The 21697-nt window shown below is 68.9% G+C and carries 21 protein-coding genes; 3 read left to right on the top strand and 18 right to left on the bottom strand.

Features of this window, described 5'->3' with window-relative positions; genetic code table 11:
- From LOK44_RS19035 to rfbD, 3 genes are all read right to left on the bottom strand, one after another.
- Entirely contained in the window at positions 1-894 is an 894-nt protein-coding gene (locus LOK44_RS19035; protein ID WP_237571675.1) for a glycosyltransferase family 2 protein, read from the bottom strand.
- A gap of 81 nt (positions 895-975) precedes the next feature.
- Positions 976-2019 (bottom strand): cellulase family glycosylhydrolase, encoded by a 1044-nt coding sequence (locus tag LOK44_RS19030; RefSeq protein ID WP_237571674.1) that lies wholly within the window; start codon positions 2017-2019, stop codon positions 976-978.
- A 43-nt stretch (positions 2020-2062) separates the two neighbouring features.
- On the bottom strand, positions 2063-2923 hold the full coding sequence (gene rfbD / locus LOK44_RS19025) for a dTDP-4-dehydrorhamnose reductase (protein WP_237571673.1): 861 nt from the start codon (positions 2921-2923) through the stop codon (positions 2063-2065).
- Between the two features lie 68 nt (positions 2924-2991).
- Here rfbD and LOK44_RS19020 point away from each other — a divergent pair, with 68 nt between their 5' ends.
- Positions 2992-4473 carry an LCP family protein gene (locus tag LOK44_RS19020; RefSeq protein ID WP_163918674.1) on the top strand — a complete coding sequence of 494 codons (1482 nt, stop codon included), beginning with the start codon at positions 2992-2994 and terminating at the stop codon, positions 4471-4473.
- Positions 4470-5204 carry a TIGR03089 family protein gene (locus tag LOK44_RS19015; RefSeq protein WP_237571672.1) on the top strand — a complete coding sequence of 245 codons (735 nt, stop codon included), beginning with the start codon at positions 4470-4472 and terminating at the stop codon, positions 5202-5204. The genes LOK44_RS19020 and LOK44_RS19015 overlap by 4 nt, the downstream gene beginning before the upstream one ends.
- Here LOK44_RS19015 and LOK44_RS19010 read toward each other — a convergent pair.
- Genes LOK44_RS19010 through LOK44_RS19000 form a run of 3 tightly spaced genes read right to left on the bottom strand, consistent with a single transcriptional unit; the run spans position 5197 to position 8131 of the window.
- The gene (locus LOK44_RS19010) at positions 5197-6360 is read right to left on the bottom strand and encodes an acyl-CoA dehydrogenase (RefSeq protein ID WP_237571671.1); all 1164 of its coding nucleotides are present in this window, start codon (positions 6358-6360) and stop codon (positions 5197-5199) included. The genes LOK44_RS19015 and LOK44_RS19010 overlap by 8 nt on opposite strands.
- A gap of 15 nt (positions 6361-6375) precedes the next feature.
- Entirely contained in the window at positions 6376-6954 is a 579-nt protein-coding gene (purE, locus tag LOK44_RS19005) for a 5-(carboxyamino)imidazole ribonucleotide mutase (protein WP_237571670.1), read from the bottom strand.
- Complete coding sequence (locus LOK44_RS19000; protein WP_237571834.1) at positions 6944-8131, bottom strand: 5-(carboxyamino)imidazole ribonucleotide synthase; 1188 nt, start codon at positions 8129-8131, stop codon at positions 6944-6946. Before LOK44_RS19000 ends, purE begins: the two co-directional genes overlap by 11 nt.
- 119 nt (positions 8132-8250) lie before the next feature.
- On the opposite strand from LOK44_RS19000, the gene LOK44_RS18995 reads away from it, so the two are divergent.
- Positions 8251-8937 (top strand): GtrA family protein, encoded by a 687-nt coding sequence (locus tag LOK44_RS18995; RefSeq protein ID WP_237571669.1) that lies wholly within the window; start codon positions 8251-8253, stop codon positions 8935-8937.
- Here LOK44_RS18995 and LOK44_RS18990 read toward each other — a convergent pair.
- The 12 genes from LOK44_RS18990 to LOK44_RS29995 form a co-directional block, all read right to left on the bottom strand.
- On the bottom strand, positions 8892-9410 hold the full coding sequence (locus LOK44_RS18990; RefSeq protein ID WP_237571668.1) for a PH domain-containing protein: 519 nt from the start codon (positions 9408-9410) through the stop codon (positions 8892-8894). The genes LOK44_RS18995 and LOK44_RS18990 overlap by 46 nt on opposite strands.
- 26 nt (positions 9411-9436) lie before the next feature.
- A complete protein-coding gene (locus LOK44_RS18985) occupies positions 9437-10270 on the bottom strand; it encodes a biotin--[acetyl-CoA-carboxylase] ligase (RefSeq protein WP_237571667.1) in 834 nt (277 codons plus the stop codon).
- Positions 10271-10398: 128 nt separating this feature from the next.
- Positions 10399-11889 carry a sugar transferase gene (locus tag LOK44_RS18980; protein WP_237571666.1) on the bottom strand — a complete coding sequence of 497 codons (1491 nt, stop codon included), beginning with the start codon at positions 11887-11889 and terminating at the stop codon, positions 10399-10401.
- A gap of 114 nt (positions 11890-12003) precedes the next feature.
- The gene (locus LOK44_RS18975) at positions 12004-12558 is read right to left on the bottom strand and encodes a YdcF family protein (protein WP_308192767.1); all 555 of its coding nucleotides are present in this window, start codon (positions 12556-12558) and stop codon (positions 12004-12006) included.
- A 28-nt stretch (positions 12559-12586) separates the two neighbouring features.
- Positions 12587-13819 carry a lipase family protein gene (locus LOK44_RS18970; RefSeq protein WP_237571664.1) on the bottom strand — a complete coding sequence of 411 codons (1233 nt, stop codon included), beginning with the start codon at positions 13817-13819 and terminating at the stop codon, positions 12587-12589.
- Complete coding sequence (locus LOK44_RS18965) at positions 13819-15087, bottom strand: acyltransferase family protein (protein WP_237571663.1); 1269 nt, start codon at positions 15085-15087, stop codon at positions 13819-13821. The genes LOK44_RS18970 and LOK44_RS18965 overlap by 1 nt, the downstream gene beginning before the upstream one ends.
- The gene (locus LOK44_RS18960; RefSeq protein WP_237571662.1) at positions 15084-16328 is read right to left on the bottom strand and encodes a lipase family protein; all 1245 of its coding nucleotides are present in this window, start codon (positions 16326-16328) and stop codon (positions 15084-15086) included. Before LOK44_RS18960 ends, LOK44_RS18965 begins: the two co-directional genes overlap by 4 nt.
- Positions 16329-17231, bottom strand: coding sequence for a sialate O-acetylesterase (locus tag LOK44_RS18955; protein ID WP_237571661.1), 903 nt, complete (start codon positions 17229-17231; stop codon positions 16329-16331). It abuts the gene before it with no gap.
- Positions 17218-18441: a lipase family protein gene (locus LOK44_RS18950; protein WP_237571660.1), complete on the bottom strand. Its 1224-nt coding sequence runs from the start codon at positions 18439-18441 to the stop codon at positions 17218-17220. The genes LOK44_RS18955 and LOK44_RS18950 overlap by 14 nt, the downstream gene beginning before the upstream one ends.
- Positions 18442-18469: 28 nt before the next feature.
- A complete protein-coding gene (locus tag LOK44_RS18945; protein WP_237571659.1) occupies positions 18470-19747 on the bottom strand; it encodes a lipase family protein in 1278 nt (425 codons plus the stop codon).
- The gene (locus LOK44_RS18940; protein ID WP_237571658.1) at positions 19744-20454 is read right to left on the bottom strand and encodes a YveK family protein; all 711 of its coding nucleotides are present in this window, start codon (positions 20452-20454) and stop codon (positions 19744-19746) included. The genes LOK44_RS18945 and LOK44_RS18940 overlap by 4 nt, the downstream gene beginning before the upstream one ends.
- Positions 20451-21695, bottom strand: coding sequence for an alpha/beta fold hydrolase (locus tag LOK44_RS29995; protein WP_237571657.1), 1245 nt, complete (start codon positions 21693-21695; stop codon positions 20451-20453). The genes LOK44_RS18940 and LOK44_RS29995 overlap by 4 nt, the downstream gene beginning before the upstream one ends.
- Positions 21696-21697 lie beyond the last annotated feature (2 nt).

The raw sequence follows: 21697 nt of genomic DNA, 5'->3' as shown, positions 1-21697 counted from the left end.
TCAGCGCCGTCCCTTCGCCAGTGTTCGTCGAGAATTGCCCACGACCAGCCGCGCGCGTACCGCGAGGGCCGACCTGATGCTCCACCGAAGCGGAGCCTGCCACCAGCGAGGGTGCCGGTCGGCGAGGAAAGTGTAGGTGCTCACGTGATGGGCCGCCAAGTTGCGGGCCGGGTCGCGACCCGTGCTGTGCCCCTTGTCGTGCAAAACCTCCGCCGACGGCACGTATACGTTGAGCCAACCGGCCTGGTGCAGCCGATCACCCAGGTCCACGTCCTCCATGTACATGAAGTACCGCTCGTCGAAGCCGTTCACCCCATCGAAGGCAGACCTGCGCAGCAAAAGGCAAGAGCCGGACAGCCAGCCGACCGGGCGTTCGCTGGGCTCCAATAGCTCCTGGCGGTAGGCCGTCGTCCACGGGTTCGACTTCCAGAACGGCCCGACCACCGCGTGCATGCCACCGCGCACCAGGCTCGGCTGATGGCGCGCCGAGGGATAGACCGAGCCGTCGGGATCGCGGATCAACGGTCCGAGCGACCCGGCACGCGGCCAGCGCGCTGCGGCCTCGAGCAACTCGTCGATGCTGTTGGGACCCCACTGCACGTCGGGGTTGGCGACCACGAAGAACTCGGCGTCGCCCGAGTACGACGGGTCGTGCAGGTAGTGCTCGACCGCCCGGTTCACCGCGCCGCCGTAGCCGAGATTGGCTCCGGTGTGCAGCAATTGGACGTTCGAATGCTGCTGCACGGCCGCCTCCGGCGCACCGTCGGTTGATCCGTTGTCGGCCATCACGACCGTGACCGGACGCTCGGTGGCGTGCGACAGGGTCGCGAGGAATCGGTCGAGGTGGGTACCCGGCGAGTACGTCACCGTCACGACCACCAACTCGTCGCTCACGCGACCACTACCGATTCGTCACCCACGGCGTAGAGGGTAACCGGCCGACTGCCCCAAGCCGCCGTTCGAGTTGGGACCTCTTCAACGGGCGAAGACTCCGGCGGCGTACTTCGGCTGGTAGTCCGACGTCAGCAGCGCGCCGAAGTTGGACTCGCGGTCGCCGCGTTTCCCGGTGTCGGTGTCGCGGATGCTGTAGATGAACGCCGGGCCGCTGTAGGGCAAGCCTGCGACCGCCGAGAGCACGTCGGTGATCTGCTTGGCCTGCTCCTGCTGGCTCACGCCGTCGCCGCCCTCACTCGTCGGCGCACCCAGCTCGGTGATCCAGATGCGCTTGCCACCGTCGCCGTTGGCCGCCATCACGTCGTGCACGGCGCCGACGTCGGACCACCCGTTCTCCGGGTTGGCCGCCAAGCCCGAGGGGAAGACGTACGGGTGTGCGGCCGCGGCGTCGAAGCTGCCCTTGGCGCCCGCGGCGTACATCTTCTCCATGAAGGCAGGCGGCGACTCGTCACCGGGCAGTCGGCTGAGCCCCGCCAACACGACGGTGCTGTTCGGCTGCACGGCCTTGATGGCCGGGTAGGCGGCCTTCACCAGTTCGGTGTAGCGCGGGGCGTTGTGCGGGGTGAACCCGAAGAACAGCGGCAGGTTCGGCTCGTTCCAGAGCTGCCAGCTCGACACCCGGCTGCCGTACCGCTGCACGACGGCCGACGAGAAGTCGGCGTAGTCCGCCACGTTGTTCGGCGGGGCGGTGAAGTAGGAGCCGCCGGGGCGTGCCCAATCCGGCGAGAAGGCGATGACGCCGAGGACCTTCAGCCCGCGAGCGGTCGCGGCGTTGATCACCAGATCGGTCTGTCCCCAGTCGTACTGACCCTTGGCGGTCTCGATCTTGGTCCACGGGATCAGGACGCGCAGCCAGCTGGCCGTGGTGTTGGCGACCGCGTCGAGTTCGCGGTTGACGTCTGCCGAGCCGAGCCACGTCATCTGCGCGCCGTCGCCGAAACCGTAGCCCGCCGCGGGAACCGCAGGCGGCGCGGCGTGCGCCGTTGGTTGCGCGAACACCGCCACCAGCAGGGCGACGAGGCCCACGGAAAGGCGTGTGAAGGCGGTCTTGGCCCATCGACTCATGCGACAAAGCTACCGGACGGGCTGTTCGCTACCCGAATACGAGTCAGCCGGCGCCGAGGGCGGCGACCAGGGCATCCCGCCACGGCCGCAAGGGCGTCAGCCCGGCATCGGTCGACCGCCGCGGACTCAGCGAGGAGTAGGGCGGACGGGGCGCGGGTCGGGGATGCCGATCGCTCCCGACTGGCCGGACCTTCTCCGGGTCCGCGCCGACGAGTTCGTAGACCGCCCGCGCCTGGTCGAATCGGCTGGCCGGCCCGTCGTTGACGGCGTGCAGGACGGGACCCGACACGCCGCCGTCGGCGACCTGGAGCAGTGCTCCCACCAGATCGCCGACGTACGTGGGCGACCCGATTTGGTCGGCGACCACGTCGACCGTCGCACCGTCGGCGGCCTTGCGGCGCATCTCCGCCACGAAGTCGCCGCCGTCGCCACCCTCGTAGATCCACGCGGTGCGGACCACGTGCGCGGTGGGCAATTCGGCAAGCACGGCGCGCTCGCCAGCGAGCTTCGACCTGCCGTACACCGACAGCGGGTTGGTCTCGTCGTCCACGTCGTAGGGGCGGGGCTCGCTGCCGCCGAAGTCGCCGTCGAACACGTAGTCGGTCGACACGTGGATCATTCGGGCACCGGCTTCGGCGCACGCCCGGGCGACGTTGCCGGCGCCCGTCGCGTTCACGGCGTGGGCCCGGTCGGCCTCGCGCTCGGCGTCGTCGACCTTGGTGAAGGCCGCGCAGTTGATCACGACGTCGGACGGCCCGACGTGACGCGCGGGGGCAGCGGCGTCGGTGACGTCACACTGCGCGGACGTCAACGCGAGCACCTCGCGGCCGGCACGGCGTGCGTGAGCAGCGAGAACCGTTCCCAGGAGCCCGCCGGCGCCGGTGATCACCAATCGCTGCGACATGGTTGAAGAGTCTGGCACGCCGACTCGCGCTACCCGGTTCGAGGGCTTCTCGCCAGTAGCCTGGGCTGATGCCCGCTCACCTCGCCCGCAGCATCGCCGTGATCTCGGCGCTCGTGGTCGTCGTCGGCACGGGGCTGGCGTGGGGCAAGATCCGGTCGTTCGAAGAGGGCATCAACCACATCAGTGCCGAGGCGCTCGGCGGCGGCGGCGAGGACGGCGCGATCGACGTGCTGCTCGTCGGCATGGACAGCCGCACCGACGCGCACGGCAACCCGCTGTCGGCCGAGGAACTCGCGACCCTGCGCGCGGGCGACGACGTCGCGACCAACACCGACACGATCATCCTGGTGCGCATCCCGAACAACGGTAAGTCGGCGACGGCCATCTCGATCCCCCGCGACTCGTACGTGGCGGCACCCGGATTCGGCAAGACCAAGATCAACGGCGTCTTCGGTGCGGTGAAGCTCGAGGAGATGAAGCAGCTCGTCGAGATCGACGGCGAGGATCCGGCGACGGCCGAGCCCAAGGCGGTCGAGAAGGGCCGCGAGGCACTCATCCAGACCGTCGCCGATCTGACGGGCGTCACGGTCGACCATTACGCCGAGATCGGCCTGCTCGGCTTCTCGCTCATCACCGACGCGCTCGGCGGCGTGGACGTGTGCCTCAAGGAGCCGGTTTACGAGGAACTCTCGGGCGCCGACTTTCCCGCCGGCTGGCAGAAACTCGACGGCCCGCAGGCGCTGAGCTTCGTCCGGCAGCGGCACAACCTGCCGCGCGGCGACCTCGACCGCGTGACCCGCCAGCAGGCGGTCATGGCTTCCCTTGCTCACCAGGTGATCTCGAGCAAGACACTGTCGAGCCCCGCCACGCTGAACCGGCTGCAGGCCGCGGTCCAGCGGTCGGTGGTGCTGTCAGATGGCTGGGACATCATGGACTTCATCGAGCAGCTGCAGAACCTCGCGGCCGGAAACGTCGCCTTCGCCACCATTCCCGTTCTCCAGGAGGACGGGTGGAGCGACGACGGCATGCAGAGCGTGGTGCGCGTCGACCCCACTGCAGTCAACGACTGGGTCGAGGGCCTGCTGCAGGACCAGGACGAGGGCAAGACCGAGCAGCTGGCGTACTCCCCGGACAAGACCATCGCCGACGTCGCCAACGACACCGACATCAACGGCCTCGCCGCGTCCGTCTCACAGGTGTTGTCGCAGAAGGGCTTCACCGAGGGCGCCGTCGGCAACAACGAGTCGGCCCACGTCGAGCGCAGCCAGGTGCAGGCGCTCAAGCCCGACGATCTCGGCGCGCAGGCGATCGCCAGGGAACTCGGCAACCTCCCGATCGTGGTCGAACCCTCGCTTCCCGCAGGCACGGTGCGGGTGGTGCTCGGCGCCGACTACACCGGTCCGGGTTCGGGCCTCGGCAACGAGGACCCGTCGACGATCGGGCTCGACACCGGCGACACCGTCGATCCGGCGGCAGTCGACACCGAAGGGGCACCGCTCATCTCGCCGATCCTCACTGCCGGCTCGGACGACCCCGCCTGCGTCAATTGACCACCGTCAGCGCGGCGCTACTGGACGACCGGTTGCGCACCAGCCCCACCGCACCGGCCATCACCTACTACGACGACGCGACCGGCGAGCGCATCGAATTGTCGGCGGTGACGCTGGCCAACTGGGCCGCCAAGACCGGCAACCTGCTGCGCGACGAACTGGGCATCGGCCCGGGCAGCCGGGTGGCCGTGTTGCTGCCCGCACACTGGCAGACCGCAGGCGTCCTGCTCGGCATCTGGTACATCGGCGCCGAAGTCGTCGTCGGACAGTCTGATTGGCAGGGTGACTGCGACCTGGCGTGCACGACGGTCGACCGCCTCGACGAGGCGGACACCGCGGTGGTGCCGATGGGCGAGGTGGTGGCGCTGTCGCTCGACCCGTTCGGCAAGCCGGCCGCCGGCCTACCGCTCGGCGTCACCGACTACGCCACGTCGGTCCGCGTGCACGGCGACCAGATCTCCCCTGAGCGCGCACCGGGCGCCGCACTGGCCGGACGCAGCCCCGCCGACGTGCTGGTCGCAGCCGAGTCCTCAGCCGCCGCAAGGGGTTTGACCGCAGGCGACCGGGTGCTGTCGACCGCGGGGTGGGACACCGCCGAGGCCGTCGTCGACAACCTGCTGGCGGTGTTCCGCGCCGGAGCGTCGCTGGTGCAGGTGACCAACCCGGACCCCGCCGCTCAGGAGCGGCGCAGGGTGACCGAGAAGATCAGCAGGGACCTGTCGACTACTTGAGCAGCGCGCGCGACATCACGACGCGCTGAATCTGGTTGGTGCCTTCGTAGATCTGGGTGATCTTGGCGTCGCGCATGTAGCGCTCGACCGGAAAGTCGACCGTGTAGCCGTAGCCGCCGAAGAGCTGCACGGCGTTGGTCGTGACTTCCATCGCGACGTCGGACGCGAAGCACTTCGACGCCGACGAGATGAACCCGAGATTTGGCTCGCCGCGCTCGGCGCGCGCCGCCGCGCTGTAGACCATCAGCCGCGCAGCCTCGATCTTCATCGCCATGTCGGCGAGCATGAACTGGGTGTTCTGGAAGTCGCTGATCGACTTGCCGAACTGCTTGCGCTCCTTGGTGTACGCGATCGCCGCGTCCAGCGCACCTTGCGCGATACCGACGGCCTGCGCGCCGATCGTCGGGCGGGTGTGGTCCAGCGTGGCCAGCGCGGTCTTGAAGCCCGTGCCGGGGTCGCCGATGATCCGGTCACCCGGAATGCGGCAGTCCTCGAAGTACAGGTCGGTGGTCGGCGAGCCCTTGATGCCCATCTTGCGTTCCTTGGGACCGACGCTGAAGCCCGGATCGTCGGCGTGCACCACGAACGCCGAGATGCCGTTGGCACCCTTGTCGGGATCGGTCACGGCCATCACGGTGTACCAGGTCGACTTGCCGCCGTTGGAGATCCAGCACTTGGATCCGTTGAGCACCCAGCCGTCGCCGTCGGCCTTCGCGCGGGTTCGCATCGCGGCCGCGTCGCTACCGGCCTCACGCTCGCTCAGCGCGTAGGAGGCGGTGGCCTCGCCTGCGCCGATCGACGGCAGCACCTGCTTCTTGATGTCCTCGGACCCACGCAGCAGCATGCCCATCGTGCCGAGCTTGTTGCAGATCGGGATCAGCGAGGACGACGCACAGACGCGCGCGACCTCTTCGATCACGATGCAGGCGGTGATCGAGTCGCCGCCCTGGCCGCCGTACTCCTCGGGGATGTGGATGGCGGAGAAACCCGACGAGTTGAGCGCCTTCAGCGCCTCGTCGGTGTATCGCGCCTTCTCGTCGACGTCGGCCGCGTACGGCGCGATCTCCTTCTCGCACAGATCGCGCAGGACCGAGCGCAACTCCTCGTGCTCGTCGGACAGCTTGAAAACGTCGAACGACGGGTTACCGATCGCCATGAAATCTGCTCCTTGCTACTCGCCGGTAACTTTACCCTGCCCGGACGCGTCGCCGAGCAGTCGGTCTCGCAGCGCGGCGTCCTTGCGGAGCACCATCGCCTCGAGGTCGGCCTGGAAGCGTTCCATCCTGGCCCGCAGGGTGGGATCCGCGGAGGCGAGGATGCGCACCGCGAGCAGTCCCGCGTTCCTGGCCCCACCGATCGACACGGTGGCCACCGGCACGCCCGCGGGCATCTGCACGATCGACAGCAACGAGTCCAGCCCGTCCAACCGCGCCAGCGGCACAGGGACGCCGATCACCGGAAGCGGTGTGGCCGAGGCGACCATGCCCGGCAGATGAGCCGCGCCGCCCGCGCCCGCGATGATCACCTCGATACCGCGGCTCGCCGCGGTGCGCGCGTAGTCCAGCATCCGGCCGGGTGTGCGATGCGCCGAAACGACGCCGACCTCGAACCGCACCTCGAACTCGGCAAGCGCGAGCACCGCGTCCTCCATGACCGACCAGTCGCTGTCGCTGCCCATGATCACGCCGACCCGTGCCGACAGTGCGGCCCCAGCAGTCGGTTCCTCGCGCAAGCGCTCGTCAGCCGTCATGTTCGTCCCATCCGTCCGTCCACTCGGCGTGCGACAGCCAGTGCGCCGCCCTCGTTGCGCGCTCGCGCACGCCTGCCACGTAGTCGGCGTCGTCGAGCGAGCCGTCGGCCGCACCGATCACGTTGACGTGACCGATCTTGCGTCCCGGCCGTTCCGACTTGCCGTACAGGTGCACCTTCGCATCCGGCATCCGCGCGAACAGGTGGTGCAGCCGCTCGTCCATCGTCATCGTCGGCGCCTCTGGCGCACCGAGCACGTTCCCCATCACCGTGACGGGGGCGATCGGGCTCGTCGCGCCCAGCGGGTAGTCGAGCACCGCGCGCAGGTGCTGTTCGAACTGGCTGGTGCGAGCACCGTCCATCGTCCAATGGCCCGAGTTGTGCGGACGCATCGCGAGTTCGTTGACCAGCAGGCGACCGTCGACCGTCTCGAACAGTTCGACCGCCAGTACGCCGATCACGCCGAGTTCACCGGCGAGCCTCAGCCCGAGTTCTTCGGCGGCCGATCCGAGCTCGGGATCCAGCGCGGGTGCAGGCGCGATGACCTCGACGCAGATGCCGTCGCGCTGCACGGTCTGCACCACCGGCCACGCCGCACCCTGCCCGAAGGGCGAGCGGGCGACGAGCGCGGACAGTTCGCGGCGCATGTCGACCCGCTCCTCGACCAGCACGGCCGTGCCGTCGGCCAGGTACCGGCGTGCCGTCTCCCGGGCGTGGGCAACGTCGCGGGCCAGCGTCACGCCCCTGCCGTCGTAGCCGCCGCGGGCGGTCTTCACCACGATCGGCCCGCCGATCCGCGCGGCGAAGTCGTCGATCTGATCGGCGTCGGTGATCTCTGCGAACCGAGGGATCGGCGCCCCGAGGACCTCCAGCTTCCGGCGCATCACCAGCTTGTCCTGGGCGTGGACGAGGGCCTGCGGCGGTGGCGCCACCGTGACGCCCTCGGCCACCAGCGTGTCGAGCAGCTCGGTGGGGACGTGCTCGTGGTCGAACGTCAGCGCCGACGCCCCTGCCGCCACCCGTCGCAGTGCGTCGAGGTCGGTGTGGGCACCGATCACGACGTCGGGACTGACCTGAGCTGCGGGGTCGCCGGGTGCGGCGGCCAGGACGCGCAGCGTCTGACCGAGGGCGATCGCGGCCTGATGGGTCATTCTGGCCAGTTGGCCGCCACCGATCATGGCGACGACGGGAGGTGCGCTCACGGTGCATATGGTGTCACGCCCGCTGGCCCCGCCTGGACCGGCCGCGACCTGCACGGGTATGGGTCTGGCACCCAATTTCCGTACACTCGCGTCTTATGTCCTTCGCTGACGCCACCATCGCGCGGTTGCCCCGCGTGATCCGGCCCTACGCCGAACGGCATCACGAACTCATCAAGTTCGCCATCGTCGGCGCGACGACGTTCGTCATCGACTCCGCGATCTTCTTCACGCTCAAGTTGACGATTCTCGAGCCGAAGCCGGTGACCGCGAAGATCATCGCAGGCATCGTCGCGGTGATCGCGTCGTACATCCTGAACCGCGAATGGAGCTTCCGCGACCGCGGCGGACGCGAGCGCCACCACGAGGCGCTGCTGTTCTTCGGCGTCAGCGGCGTCGGCGTGGTGCTGAGCATGGCGCCGCTGTACTTCTCCAGCTACGTGCTGGGTCTGCGCGTTCCCGAAGTGTCGCTGACCATCGAGAACATCGCCGACTTCGTCTCGGCCTACATCATCGGAAACCTGCTGCAGATGGGCTTCCGGTTCTGGGCGTTCCGGCGCTGGGTGTTCCCCGACGAGTTCGGCCGCAGCCCCGACAAGGTCATCGAGGCGACGGTCACCGCAGGCGGCATCGCCGAAATCCTCGAGGACCGCATCGAGAGCCATTCCACCACCGACGGGGCGACCGGCGACACCGTGACACCCCTGCGCCGTCCGACGCAGAAGCCGACGCGCAACGGTCAGCTGGGCGATTCCTCGGAACCGAGGGTGTCGAAGACTTCGTGATACAGCAGTGAGTGCACGTGTTCCACGCGAGGGATGTCGTGGAACTCGAGCGGATCTTGCGCCGCGGACTCGATGATCAGCGTGCCGGTGCGCAGCATCCGGTCGGTCAACCCGTGCCGGAACTCGACGCTGTTGATCCGCGCCAACGGGATGTCGATGCCCGCCCGCGTCATCACGCCGTGCCGGAACATCACGCGGCGATCGGTGATCACGAAGTGCGTGGTGCGCCAGGCCATGAACGGCCACACCGTCAGCCATCCGATGACGATCAGCCAGATGACCCCGATGACGAGCATCACGATGTTCTTGGCGGTCTGATCCCAGCCGGTGGTGTTCACGACGGCCGCACCGAAGGCCGCAAGGGCCGTCGTCAGCAGGAGCACCAGGACCGGGCCGATCAGTCGCTTCCAGTGCGGGTGACGATGCAGCACGACGCGTTCGTCGGCCGCGAGCACGTTGTCCGGGTAACCCACGCTGGCACTGTACCCAGCACATCTGGCTAGACGGGCCGAAGATGCACGATGTCTCCGGCCGATACGACCACGACGTCGCTCGCCGTCCCGGTGCCGCCGGTGTCGATGCGCAAGCGCCCCTGCTCGTCGACGCCGAGCGCGTGACCCACCACCTCGCGGTCACCGGGCAGCGTGGCGCGCACCCGGCGGCCCACGGTCAGGCTGCGTTCCACGTACTCGTCGACCAGGTCGGGGTCCACTCCCCCCGCCTGCCGTAGTGCGTCGACGCGGCGCGCCATCTGCCGCAGCATTGCCGCGACGAGGGCGGTCCGGTCGGCGTCGGCGGCGCCCAGTGCCAGCAGCGAGGTGGCGCCGGGGTGGGGCAGTTCCTCCTGCCGCAGCGACACGTTCACCCCGACGCCGACGACGATCACGCCCGCCGGGACCGACACCTCCGCGAGGATGCCCGCCAACTTGCCGGATTCCGGACCTGCGAGGACGTCGTTGGGCCACTTTAGTCCCGCTCGAACCCCGGCCACGTCCCAGACGGCGTCGACGACTGCCAAGCCCGTCACCAGCGGAACCCAGCCCCACGTCGCTGCAGGCAAGCCTGCGGTCGGGATGCTCATAGACATCGTCACCTGGGCGCGAGGCACCCCGGACCAGACGCGGCCGTTGCGACCGCGTCCGGCGACTTGGTTCTCGGCGATGAGGACCGCACCTGCCACGTCTTCGCCGGCAGCGGCGCGCGAGATGAGGTCGGCGTTCGTCGAGCCGGTCTCCTCCACCACGTCGAGGCGGCGCCACTCGGAGTCCTCGGCGATTACGGCCTCGTGCAGGGTGTTCCCGTCGAGCGGTTCGCGGGTGACGTCATCGACCATGTCAGCAGCCTAGGGACACCAGCAATGGGAGCGTCGAGTCCCCCGCGAACATCGACTCGAAACCATTTGCGGCGCCCCATTGTGACGGCCGTCACTACACCGGAGATCAACTCCCCGTGAGTTTGCTGCTAGTACGCGCCTGAGCCGGTGGCAACCGTGCGGACGGTCTTCACCGCGATCAGGAGGTCATTGGTGATGGACCAGTTCTCGACGTAGGAGAGGTCCAGGCGGACCGAGTCCTCCCACGACAGATCGGACCGGCCACTGACCTGCCACAGGCCTGTGATGCCCGGTAGGACCAGCAGTCGACGGCGGACCTGATCGTTGTACGTGTCGACCTCGCGGCGCAGCGGCGGGCGCGGGCCCACGACGCTCATGTCCCGTCGGAGAACGTTGAAGAACTGCGGCAGCTCGTCGATGCTGTACTTCCGCAGCAACCTGCCGACCGCGGTCACCCTCGGATCGTTCTTGACCTTGAACAAGACGCCGCCGACGCTGTCGTTGACGTCCTTGAGGCTGTCGACCTGCTTGTCGGCGCCTTCGACCATGGTCCGGAACTTGATCATCTGGAAGGGATTGCCGTCGAGGCCGATGCGCTCGGACCGGTAGAAGACCGGGCCGCGGCTGGTGAGCTTGATCGCGATAGCCGAGGCCAGCATCACCGGCAGTGCGCCGATGAGCACGCTGATCGAGACGAAGTAGTCGAAGGCCAGCTTCTGGATCTTCTTCGTGCCGCTGTACTGCGGCTTCTCGACGTGGATGAGCGGCAGGCCGGCGACCGGGCGCATCGTCAGGCGCGGGCCTGCGACGTCGACCACGCCGGGGGTGACGACGAGGTCGACACCGAGTTTGTGCAGGTCCCACGACAGTTCGCGGACGCCTTCTGGGCCGAGGTGGTCGGTGGTGGTCAGCGCTACGGTGTCGGCGTTGGTCTTCAGGATGGCGTCGTGCACCTTGCCCTCGTCGCCGAGCACGGGCAGCGTGCCCACCTCGGGGACGTCGATCGTGCCGCCGCTGCTGCGCCCCGTCAGGCACACGCCCACGACGAGGTACCCATAGCCCCAGCCTCGGGTCAGCGACTGGACCAGGCTGCGCACGGCACGGGCGTCGCCGACGGCGAGCACGTTGACCACGCAACGTCCGCGCCTGCGCTGCCTGGCGAGGTAGAGCCTGCAGAGATTGCGACCGACGACGAGTCCCGCCAGGCCCAGCGGGAACGCGACGGCGAGGTACCCGCGCGCGTACTCGGGCCGGAAGATCATCAGCGCAACCGCGATGAAGCCGATGGTGGCCAGCGTCGCCGACACCACCCGGCGGTATTCCTCGACGCCCGCGCCAACGATTCGGGGCGAGCGGGTGCGGTACGCGGCGAGCAACGTGAGCCAGATGGCGCCCACGAAGCAGGACAGCATCAGGAAGTAGACCGACGCCGGGTCACCAGCGGTGATGGGGCGTCCCAGCTTGACCGTCTGGGCGCATACGAGTGCGAGGGCGACGACGACGACGTCGGTGGCGATCAGGGCGCGGACGTATCGCTGCTGCCACTGCGGACCATTCGCCGGGGCGACTCCGCGAAACGGCGTCTGGGCGGGAGTGAAAACCTCTTCAGCTACCGACACTGATCGCCACACCTCCTGTTTGCTGGCAGCTAATGCTTTTCATCTCCGGCCTAAGTTCGATAACACTATGACACTGTTTGCCAGACTACGCTACACATTCAGGGAAACCCCAGTTCAGGAACATTCGCCTTGCGCTAAAGCCTTCGCGAGTCCAGCCCATTGGTATGCGAAGACGAACTCCCACCGGAATAGGGAATAACGATAGCGCCGCGGTACCGCCACCATGACCGAGGAGCCGGGGCGGTCGGAGAAACACTGATCGAAGACCAGGCGAGCCCGCGGTAGGTGATACCGCCAGCTGACCACGATGATTGTCGACCAATTCCGCTCGAGTGCCAACCGCTGCATCAAGACCGCCTCGCCGCGCGTGGTCAGCGGGTCGGGCCGGGCGCAGATCACCTCGACGTCGGCGGCGGGACGGCACACCCGCTTCATCACCGGGTCCCAGTCGTCGTAGGGGTTGGAGATGACGACGGTGGGCGCCCAGCCCTCGCGCGCGAGCGAGATGCCGTAGTCCTCCCGCCCGTCGTGCTCACCGCCGAGCACGATGATCGCGTCCGCCTGCCGTAGGTCGTCCGTCCTGGCGTTGGCGAACACCAGGAAGCCGCTCACCGCGACGTCGACGGCGATCACGGCGACGACCAGGACTGACGCCTGGACCGCCGTCAACCACCTCCTTCGCCACGACATGGCTCGATCAGCGGCAATCGTTGGTCGCCGGCCTGCCCGCGAAGCGTTCGAGGATCCATGACAGCGCCCGGGCGAAGTCGATGTCGCCGTGGCCCTTGCCCCGCTGCAGTTCCCACTCCACGTTTCCGCCCAGCGCGCACGCCCGCGCTATCGCGTCGGTGGTCCACTGCGGGTCGATGAGCGTGTCTGCACCGCCGTACACCACGTACATCGGTGCCGACAGCGGTTCCTGCGGCAGCGCCCACCGAGCCAGGTGCCCCCGCAGCCGGTCCGCGGCCTCCGGCGTCGCCGGCTTGACGTCCTGGGGCGCCAGGTTCGCCGAGGCCGCAGGCCGCTGCTCGACCAGGGGGCCCGAACACGCGGTGAGGACGTCCCACGACTGCGCCACCGCGCCTCGCCGGTAGTCGTCGCGGTTGACGTCGGGGAACCTGCGCGCCAGCGACTCGACCAGCAGCGTGAACGCCAACCGCTGGTCCTGGGTCAGGGTGCCCGCCTGCACCTTGTCGACGAACCCGGTGACGTCGGCGGCGGGTGCGAGCGCGACCGCGCCGACGAGATCGAGTTCTGGCGCGTACGGCTTGGCCTGTTCGTCGGCGGCCCAGGCTGCGCCACCGCCTTGCGAATGGCCGAGCGCCGCCCAGCGGGTCGAGACGTTGCCGAAGGTGTGGCGCAGGGCCCGTATGGCGTCGATGAGGTTGAGCCCTGCCGTCTTCGCGTCGGTGTACGGGTGCACGCCCGGCGCACCGAGCCCCTCGTAGTCGGGCATGACGACGGCGAAGCCCTTGCCGGTCAGCCCCGCGACCACGCCTGCGGTGCCCATCAGGTTCGGCGACGCCGACGGTCCGCACGGTTCGTCGATGCCGGTGGTGCCGTGACCGAACGCCACGACCGGCCAGCCGCCGTCGGGCGGTGGTCCGAGCGGGACGAACACCGCACCGGACACGACGGTCGAGGATCCGTCGTCGCCGGAGGTGGATCGGTAGACGACGCGCGCGGACTGCTGGCGCAGACCCTCGGGACTGGCGGCGAGCCCTGGCATCGTCACCGCGCTCACCAGGGAGCCGGGCCCGGTCCCGGAGAGGTCGGCGTTGGCGATCGGCACCGTCTGCGCCCCGGAACGCGAGAGCGTGCCGATGAAGTCGGTCGCCACGTTCCACGACACGGGAAGTGAGAGGCCGACTGCGACGATGGCGACCGCTGCGGTCAGTGCGACGGTGACCGTCCGCAGCGTCTTGCGCATCATCCCATTCCGTACCGGTATCGCCTCGCCCAGTTGACGATTGGCTGTTCGACGGCGTAATAGGTGACGGTCGAGACCAACAGGGTCACGCACAGCCCGATCGCCACGTTGTAGAGCATCCCGCCGAGGCTGTCACTGCCCATCAGGCCCCAACGACCGAGCAGGAGCATCACCGGAAAGTGCCACAGATACGCCGACAAGGAAACCTTACCGACGAATCGGAAGGGCGGCGTCTCCAGCAGGTTCGCGATCGCGGACTTCTCCCCGCGCATCAGCGGCACGACGATCACCAGGATCGCCAGCGCGGCGAGCACCGCGACGGCACTCACGCCGAAGAGCGCGAAGACGCCGCCAGCGCCCAGCAGGCCGGCGCACACCACGCAAGCGGGGACGATGGCGGTCCAGGAGGCCGCTAGCACCCGCCTGCTCAGCGATTCCCGTAGCGCGCCGCGCTCGATGGCCACCACGACGACGGCGGCCAGCATGCCGAACGCGAAGTTGTCGGCGCTGGCGACGAAGCTGCGCAGGAACACCGCCACCCAGTTCGACCCCCAGTCGACCAGCAGCGGATCGGTAACGTCGAAGCGCGCCATCAGCAGGGGCACTGCGAGCTTGCCCGCGAAGCCGACGGCGATCAGCAGCAGCGGCGCGACCAGGGCGATGCGGTACGGCTGCATCGACGTGCGCTTGCGAAGTGCGAACAGCAGCACGCCGAGTACGGGCAGCGACGCGTAGAAGGCGAACTCCAGGGTCAACGACCACGACGGGTTCAACCCGGTCTGGAAGTACTGCGGCAGGTAGGAGTGCACGAGGGTGAGGTTCGCGATCAGCTGCCACGGGTCGGTGATCGTGCCGGTGCCCGAATCGCTGCGCGGCGGCTGCATCGCGGCGTTCTCGACGTAGGCGACGCTGAATACGTAGTTCACCAGCAGGAAGATCGCGAGATAACCCGGCATGACTCGGGCGATCCGGTGGATGGCGAAGTTCTTGGTGCTCGGCAGCGCGGCGGTGGCGCGGTCGGCGACGAGACTGCGGACGTAGGGCAGGAAGAGCAGGAACCCGCTCAGAACGTAGAAGAAGATCAGCCCCATGCCGAACAGGTTGGTCTTGTACGTCGAGGCGGTGTCCGGTGAGTAGTGGGCGCTGATGTGCATGATCGCGACGCCGAGGCACGACAGCCCACGGGCACCGTCGAGACCGATGATCCGCCGTTTGCCGGGGACGGGCCGTTCCGTGGCGACGGCGTAGCGGGTGGCGTTTGCAGTCATTGCGGCGCTTCGAGCACTACCGTCGGCTCGACCGGCCCGATGAACGCAGGGCAATCGTTGCGCGCCGATTCACCAGCAAACCGCTGGTTGATCCATGGAAAGGCAGATCCGCCGTCCACGTCGGCGTGGCCTCTGTCGGGCTGCAATTCGATTTGAATGACGTCCCCCATCCGACATGCCTCGTCGAGGGCTCGATCAGTCCACACGGGCGGCACCAGTTGATCCTGACCACCATAGACGATGAGGATCGGTGCGGTAGCTGGAACCCGCGGAAGAGACATGGCCTGAAGACGCAGCCGCAGTGCTTCTGCAGCTTGAGGATCTGACGGGCGGAGGTCATCGCTGGTTACCTCGTTCGCTAGCCGATCCCGCTCCACGGTCGGAAGTCCCTTGCAGGCCATGAGGACGTCCCACTCGTCCTTCGCGACGCCGCGTCGGTAGTCGTCCAACGGGAAGTCGGGCGACTCCGCCGCGAGAGCATTGAGGACCTGCAACCACGCAAGCCGTTGCTCCGAGGTCAGCGTGCCATCGACGGCGGCATCGACGAACCCGTCGATCGCCAACGGCGCGGAGTAGCTGGCCGTTCCGACCAGCTGCAGCTCGGGGGCGTAGCCGCCTGCCAGTTCGTTGGCCGCCCACGCGGCCTGCCCACCCTGCGATCCACCGAATGCCGCCCACCTGGTGGAGGCGTCGGGCACGAGCTTGCGGGCGGCCCTTACCGAGTCGATGAGGTTCTGCCCCTCGGTCGTGGCGTCGAGGTAGGGGTGGTACGTGTCGTCCGTGCCCAGGCCCTGATAGTCGGACACCGCGACCACGTAGCCCGCCTTCACCAGGCCCGTCACCGTCTGGGACATGCCAAGCAGCATGGGGTCGAGCGAGGGTGCGCACTCCGGGCGCGTGCCGGTGGTCGGGTGCCCGTAGGCGATGACGGGCCAGCCTCCCTCGGGGGCGGTGCCACCTGGGGCGAAGACCGTCCCGGTCACCTCCTGGATGCTTCCGTCGATGCCCGACGTCGACAGGTAGGTGATCCTGGCCGCGACCGAGGAGGCAGCGCTGAGACGGCGGTCGAGGGTCGGCATGGTGGTCGCCGAGAGCAGCGAACCGGCTTCGGTGCCACCGAACTGCCCGGGCAGCTCGAGGCCGGTCGGGGGCGTCGACGACCGGTCCGGGGCGTCGTCGCCGCAGCCGGTTGCGAGCAATGACACCGCGGCGATGCAGGCGAACAGCGCGCGAGCGCGCATCTACCGGCCTTCCCCGACGCCGACGGCCCGGTAGCGGGCCAGGTCGTCCGCGCACAGGGTCCGGTAGGCGGTCCACATGCGTTCGCCGAGTTCGCGCAGCCCGGCGGCGTTGTAGTGCCGGTCCTCGTCGCTGTTGATCGCGCCGCGCGGCCCAGGCACGAACGCGGTGCGCGGGTGCCGGTTCGGGGTGTCCTGGTGCACGGCGTCGATGCCGGCGTACGGCTTGCCGCTGCGTTCCATCTCCTCGGCGACCATCTGGCCGAGCAGCACGGGTGTCCCGGCGCCGTACCTCGAGCGCAGGTCGCCGATCAGTCGATCCAACTTCTCGCGATACGTCGACGGTGCCATCAGGGGAACGTCGGTCTCGCCCTGGTGCCACAGGATCGTCGCGACCTCGCTACCGGGGTAGCGGGCCAGGGCCGCGTCGATGGCGGCCACGCCCTTCCGGTACAGGTTGACCCGGGTCTTGGTGTCGTCGACGTCCCAGGTGTACCAGTTCTTCGGCGTGAACGAGGTGTCCCCGCGGGCGCCGGGAACGAGGAGCACCGCGCGGCCGGTCTCGTCGGCCAGTCGCTTGGCGAACGTGACGCCGAAACCGACTCGGCGAGAGGGAATCTCATGGAACAGCGGGTCGACGCCGATGACCGCCGTGCCCTTCGACGGACCGGACATCGCCCACTGGTGCACCGCGGGGTGCGGGCGGTCGAGGCCATCGGGGTCCAGCGGCAGACCCATCCCGAATGCGTTGGACTGCCCAAGGATCGGCACCACGAGGTAGGGCGCCGCGGGTGGGTCCACCGGCACCCCGGGTTTGGCGATGCGGCGCTTGACGATGCACTTGGCCTGGATCAGCAGCCGCTGCCGGAGCGGGCCGTCGCCGTCGGGGTTCCTACGCGCATTCATTGGCCACCGGCCTTCCCTCGAATCGATCGTCGAGCCATGTCAGTCCGTTCGCCCAGTCCACGTCGCCGTGACCGGCGAGCGGATCCTCGCGCCAGTCGACCACCCCGCCGAGCGCGCACGCGCTCGCTATCGCGGCCCGCGTCCACGCGGGGTCGATGAAGGTGTCGTCGGACCCGAATTCGACGTAGAGCGGCGCGGACAGTGGGCGTTGCGGGAGCGCCCAGGCGGTGAGATAGCCGCGGAGCCGGTCTGCCGCCGCGTCGGAACTGGGCTTGAAGTCGTTCGGGCCCAGCGCCTTCATGGCGTCGGTGCGGTCGTGGACGTCGGGACCACCACACGACGAGAGGACGTCCCAGTAGCGGACGGCCGCACCGTGCCGGTATTCGTCGAGGTCGAGGTCGGGGTGCAGGCGGGCCAGCGAGTACAGGATGCCCTGCAGCACCGGGCCCTGGTCTACGGTCAGCGTTCCCGCGACGGCCTTGTCGACGAGCCCGGCGACGTCGGCTGCCGGTGAGAGGCCAACGGCTCCGACCAGATTCAGCTCCGGTGCGTAGACGGCGGCCTGTTCGTCGGCGGCCCACGCCGCTCCCCCGCCCTGGGATCCGCCCATGGCGGCCCAGCGATCGGACACGCCGTCGAACGTGCGGCGCAGTGCGCGGACGGCGTCGATCATGTTCAGCCCCGCGGTCTTCGCGTCGCTGTACGGGTGGACGCCGGGCGCGCCGAGGCCCTGGTAGTCGGCCATCGCGACCGCGTAGCCACGGTTGATGAACCCCTGCACGGCGTCGACCTGACCCAGCAGCGTGGTGGACAGGGATGGGCCGCACCGCTCCTGCCAGCCGAGCGTCCCGTGGCCGAACGACACGATCGGCCACCCGCCGGGCGGTGGCGGGTCGATCGGGGTGAACACGGTGCCCGACACCACCGTCGGCGCGCCGTCGTCACCCGAGGTGGAGCGGTACAGCACCCGCGCGGAGCGAATCGACCGGCCGAAGTTGGTGCGGTCGAAGTCCGGCATCTTCACGGCGCTCACCAGGGAGCCCGGCCCGGCGTCGGTGAGGTCGGCCGTGCTGATCGGTTCCGGGGCACTCACTGCCGTTGTGTCCGTGCCCTTCCCGCCGCTGCGCCCCACGAGCAGGATCGCGGCGACGGCGACCACGATCACCAGCAGCAGCGGCACCGCGATCAGCAGGACGCTCCGACGCGTCACCGGGCACCGGGCCCGGGGGCGCCCGCCGTCACTGCTCGTACCACTGCTTCGGACTCAGCGGCAGCACCGGTCCATCGGGAGCAGTGCAGGAGTCGTTGGGCGCGACGTTCGCGAAGCGCTGGTTCACCCACCCGAGGGCGACGGCGCCGTCGATGTCGTCGTGGCCGCGTCCCGGTGCGGAGTACGCCTCCATGACGTTGCCCATCTCGCATGCCCGCCGCACGGCGTCGACGGTCCACTGGGGTGCAACGACCTTGTCCATGTCACCGAACAGGACCAGCATGGGGGCGTTGGCCTTGACCTTCGGCAGGCTCATCTCGGCCAGGTACTCCCGGAGCCGGTTGGTGGCTTCCTCGCTGGAGGGTCGCAGATCGTCGGGAGTCACCTGCAGGGTGACCGCGGTGCGCTCGGCGACGAGCGGACCGACGCAGGCGGACAGCACGTCCCACTTCTCTGCGACCACGCCGCGACGGTAGTCGTCTAGGTCGAGGTCGGGGTGTTCCTCCTTGAGCGCCACCAGCACCCACTGCAGCGCCGAGGCCTGCTCGGGTGTGAGCACGCCTGCCGCCGCGGAGTCCGCGAGACCCACGACGTTGGCGGCCGGTGCGACGCTGGCCGACCCGACCAGGTCGAGGCCGGCACCGTAACTGCCCGAGAGTTCGTTGGCGGCCCATGCCGCTTGGCCGCCCTGCGACGAACCGAAGGCCAGCCACCGGCTCGAGGCGTCGGGCACCAGCTTCCTGGCGGCGCGTACCGCGTCGATCATGTTGTAGCCGACGGTCGTCGAGTCCAGGTACGGGTGGTAGGTGTCGTACATCCCCAGGCCCTGGTAGTCGGGCAGCGTGACCAGGAAGCCGGAATTGATGAGCGTGGCAACGGCTTCCGATGCGCCGAGCAGATTGGGCCACAGCGAGGGGCCGCAGTCGTGCTGGATGCCGGTGGTGCCGTGGCCCATGGCGATGATCGGCCAGCCACCTGGCGGCGGTTGACCCTTGGGCACGAAGACCGAGCCGGAGACCACCTGGCGGCTGCCGTCGATGCCCGACTTCGACTCGTACTCCACGCGGGCGGCGAGCGAGGAGACCTTGAGGATGCGCCGGTCGACGGTCGGCAACGTCGTGGCCTTCTCGAGCGTGCCGCCACCTGAGCCACCGAAGTCGCCTGCCACGGGTACGCCGGACATGCTCGGACCCTCCGACCGTGGTGGAGGCGGCGGCGGGGCGGCGGCCTCGGTGCATCCGCTCACCAGCGAGGCGCACAGCGCCACGGCGGCGACGACGACGGCCGATGACCTGATGATCGTCACGGCGTGGCCTCTTCGATCGCCGAGTCCCCCGCCACGTACTCGATCTGATCCCGGTTGAGGACGCGGTCGCTGAACGCGCCCACCGCAAGCAGGGCGAGCGCGCTGAGCGCCAGACCCCAGGCCGCACCGACGCCTGCGGCCGAGAGCAGTGACTCGGTCACCCGTGGCGCCGTCTTCGCCTCGTCGACGAGTACCAGCCCGGGCCCGGATTCGGACTCGTCCCACTCGAGTTCCTCCGAGGCCGCGATGAGGTTGCGCGTCACGGCATTGGCGACGTCGACGGTCCGGTCGGGGTCGTCACCGCTGACCTTGACGTCGAGCAGCACCGACAGCGGATACGAGAAGCGCGACAGGGTGTCCGGGGTCGACGTGGTGGTGATGTGCTCGGCCAGTTCCTCGGGAGTCTCGGTGAGCCCGAGTTCGTCGATGGTCCGCTGCGTCACGATCGTCGACGTGGCCAACTGCGCGTAGGTCTGGATGCGGACGCTCGCGCCACGGTTGCCCTCGTAGGCGGCGTGCGTCTGGGCGTCGCCGGGCACCACCGCGAAGACCCGACTGGTGGCGACGTACTCGGGTTCCTGCAGGTAGCGCGCGACGAGGATGCCCGCACCGGCGGACAGCAGTGTCGCGCACACGATCACGACCCACCCGCGGGCCAGCATTCGCAGGTAGTCGCGAATGCGCGGGACGCCGACGGGTGACTTCACGCCTGACCCGTGCAGGAGTTGGGGATGTCCTGGCCGGTGAGCCGGTCGCGCAGCCACGGGAGCCCGTAGGTGCTGTCGAGGTCGCTGTGCCCCTGGCCGATGCTCTTCTCGATCTGGATGTGATCGCCCTGCGCGCATGCCCGCGACACGGCCTGCTCGAACCACGCGACGTCGACGAGCGTGTCCTGGGTGCCGTAGACGACCATCATCGGCGTCGTCAACTTGTTCTGCGGCAGGGCCATCTGCGCCAACAGGTCCCGCAACCGGTCACGGTCGGCCGGGGTCTCTGGACGCAGATCGGAGTTCTGCATCTTCGACCGCACCCGCAGGATGTCGTCGATGTCCGGCGGGAGGCAGTCCAGCAGCGCATCCCAGTTGGCAGCGGTGTAGCCGCGGCGGTACCGGTCGAGGTCGAGTTCGGGGTGCGACCACTTGAGCGTCTGCAGCACGAACACCATGGCCACGCGTTGGTCGGCCGTCAACGTCCCGTTCCACGCCGAGTCGGCCATGCCTGCCATGTCGGCGGCGGGTGCCATCGACAGCGTGCCCATCAGATCGAGGCCCTGGCCGTAGACGCCAGCACGGTCGGCGGCAGCCCACGCGGCCATGCCGCCGAGGGAGTGACCGAACGCGACCCACTGCGTGCTGAGGTCGGCGCCCACGCGGCGGGCCGCACGCACGGCGTCGATCATGTTGTTGCCGAACGTCTTCGAGTCGAGGAACGGATGGTAGTAACCCGCCACGCCGAGGCCCTGGTAGTCGGTCATCGTCACGGCGAAGCCGTTGAGGATCATCGCCTGCATCATGAAGCCGTTGCCGGGCAGCGTCGGAAAGCGGCTGGGCGCGCACTTCTCCAGCACGCCGGTGGTGCCGTGACCGAACGAGATCACCGGCCAGCCGCCCTTGGGCGGCGTTCCCGGCGGGATGGCCACGACGCCGGACACCTCGGTCGGGCTGTCGTCGATGCCGGAGGTGGATCGGTACACCACGCGCGCGTAGGTCGCGTTCGCGTCCTCGAGTTCCTCGCTGCCGTGCATCACCTCGACCGACACCAGGGATCCGGGCCCGTCGTCGGTCAGATCGGGGGCCCCGAGTTCGACGGCGCCACCGAACGCGGGCTCGAACGTCTTCACTTTCGGCGTCTGCTCCGCCGGCGGCGGGGAGGCCTCGCGGGTGACGGGTGCGCAGCCCGCGGCCACCGTCAGTGCGACGACGGCCGTGGTCAGGATTCGCCGGGACACGA

The sequence above is a fragment of the Mycolicibacterium lacusdiani genome (assembly GCF_021916785.1).
Lineage (GTDB): Bacteria > Actinomycetota > Actinomycetes > Mycobacteriales > Mycobacteriaceae > Mycobacterium > Mycobacterium lacusdiani.
Note: the sequence above shows the minus strand (reverse complement) of the source record. Positions and strands in the feature narration are given on the sequence as shown.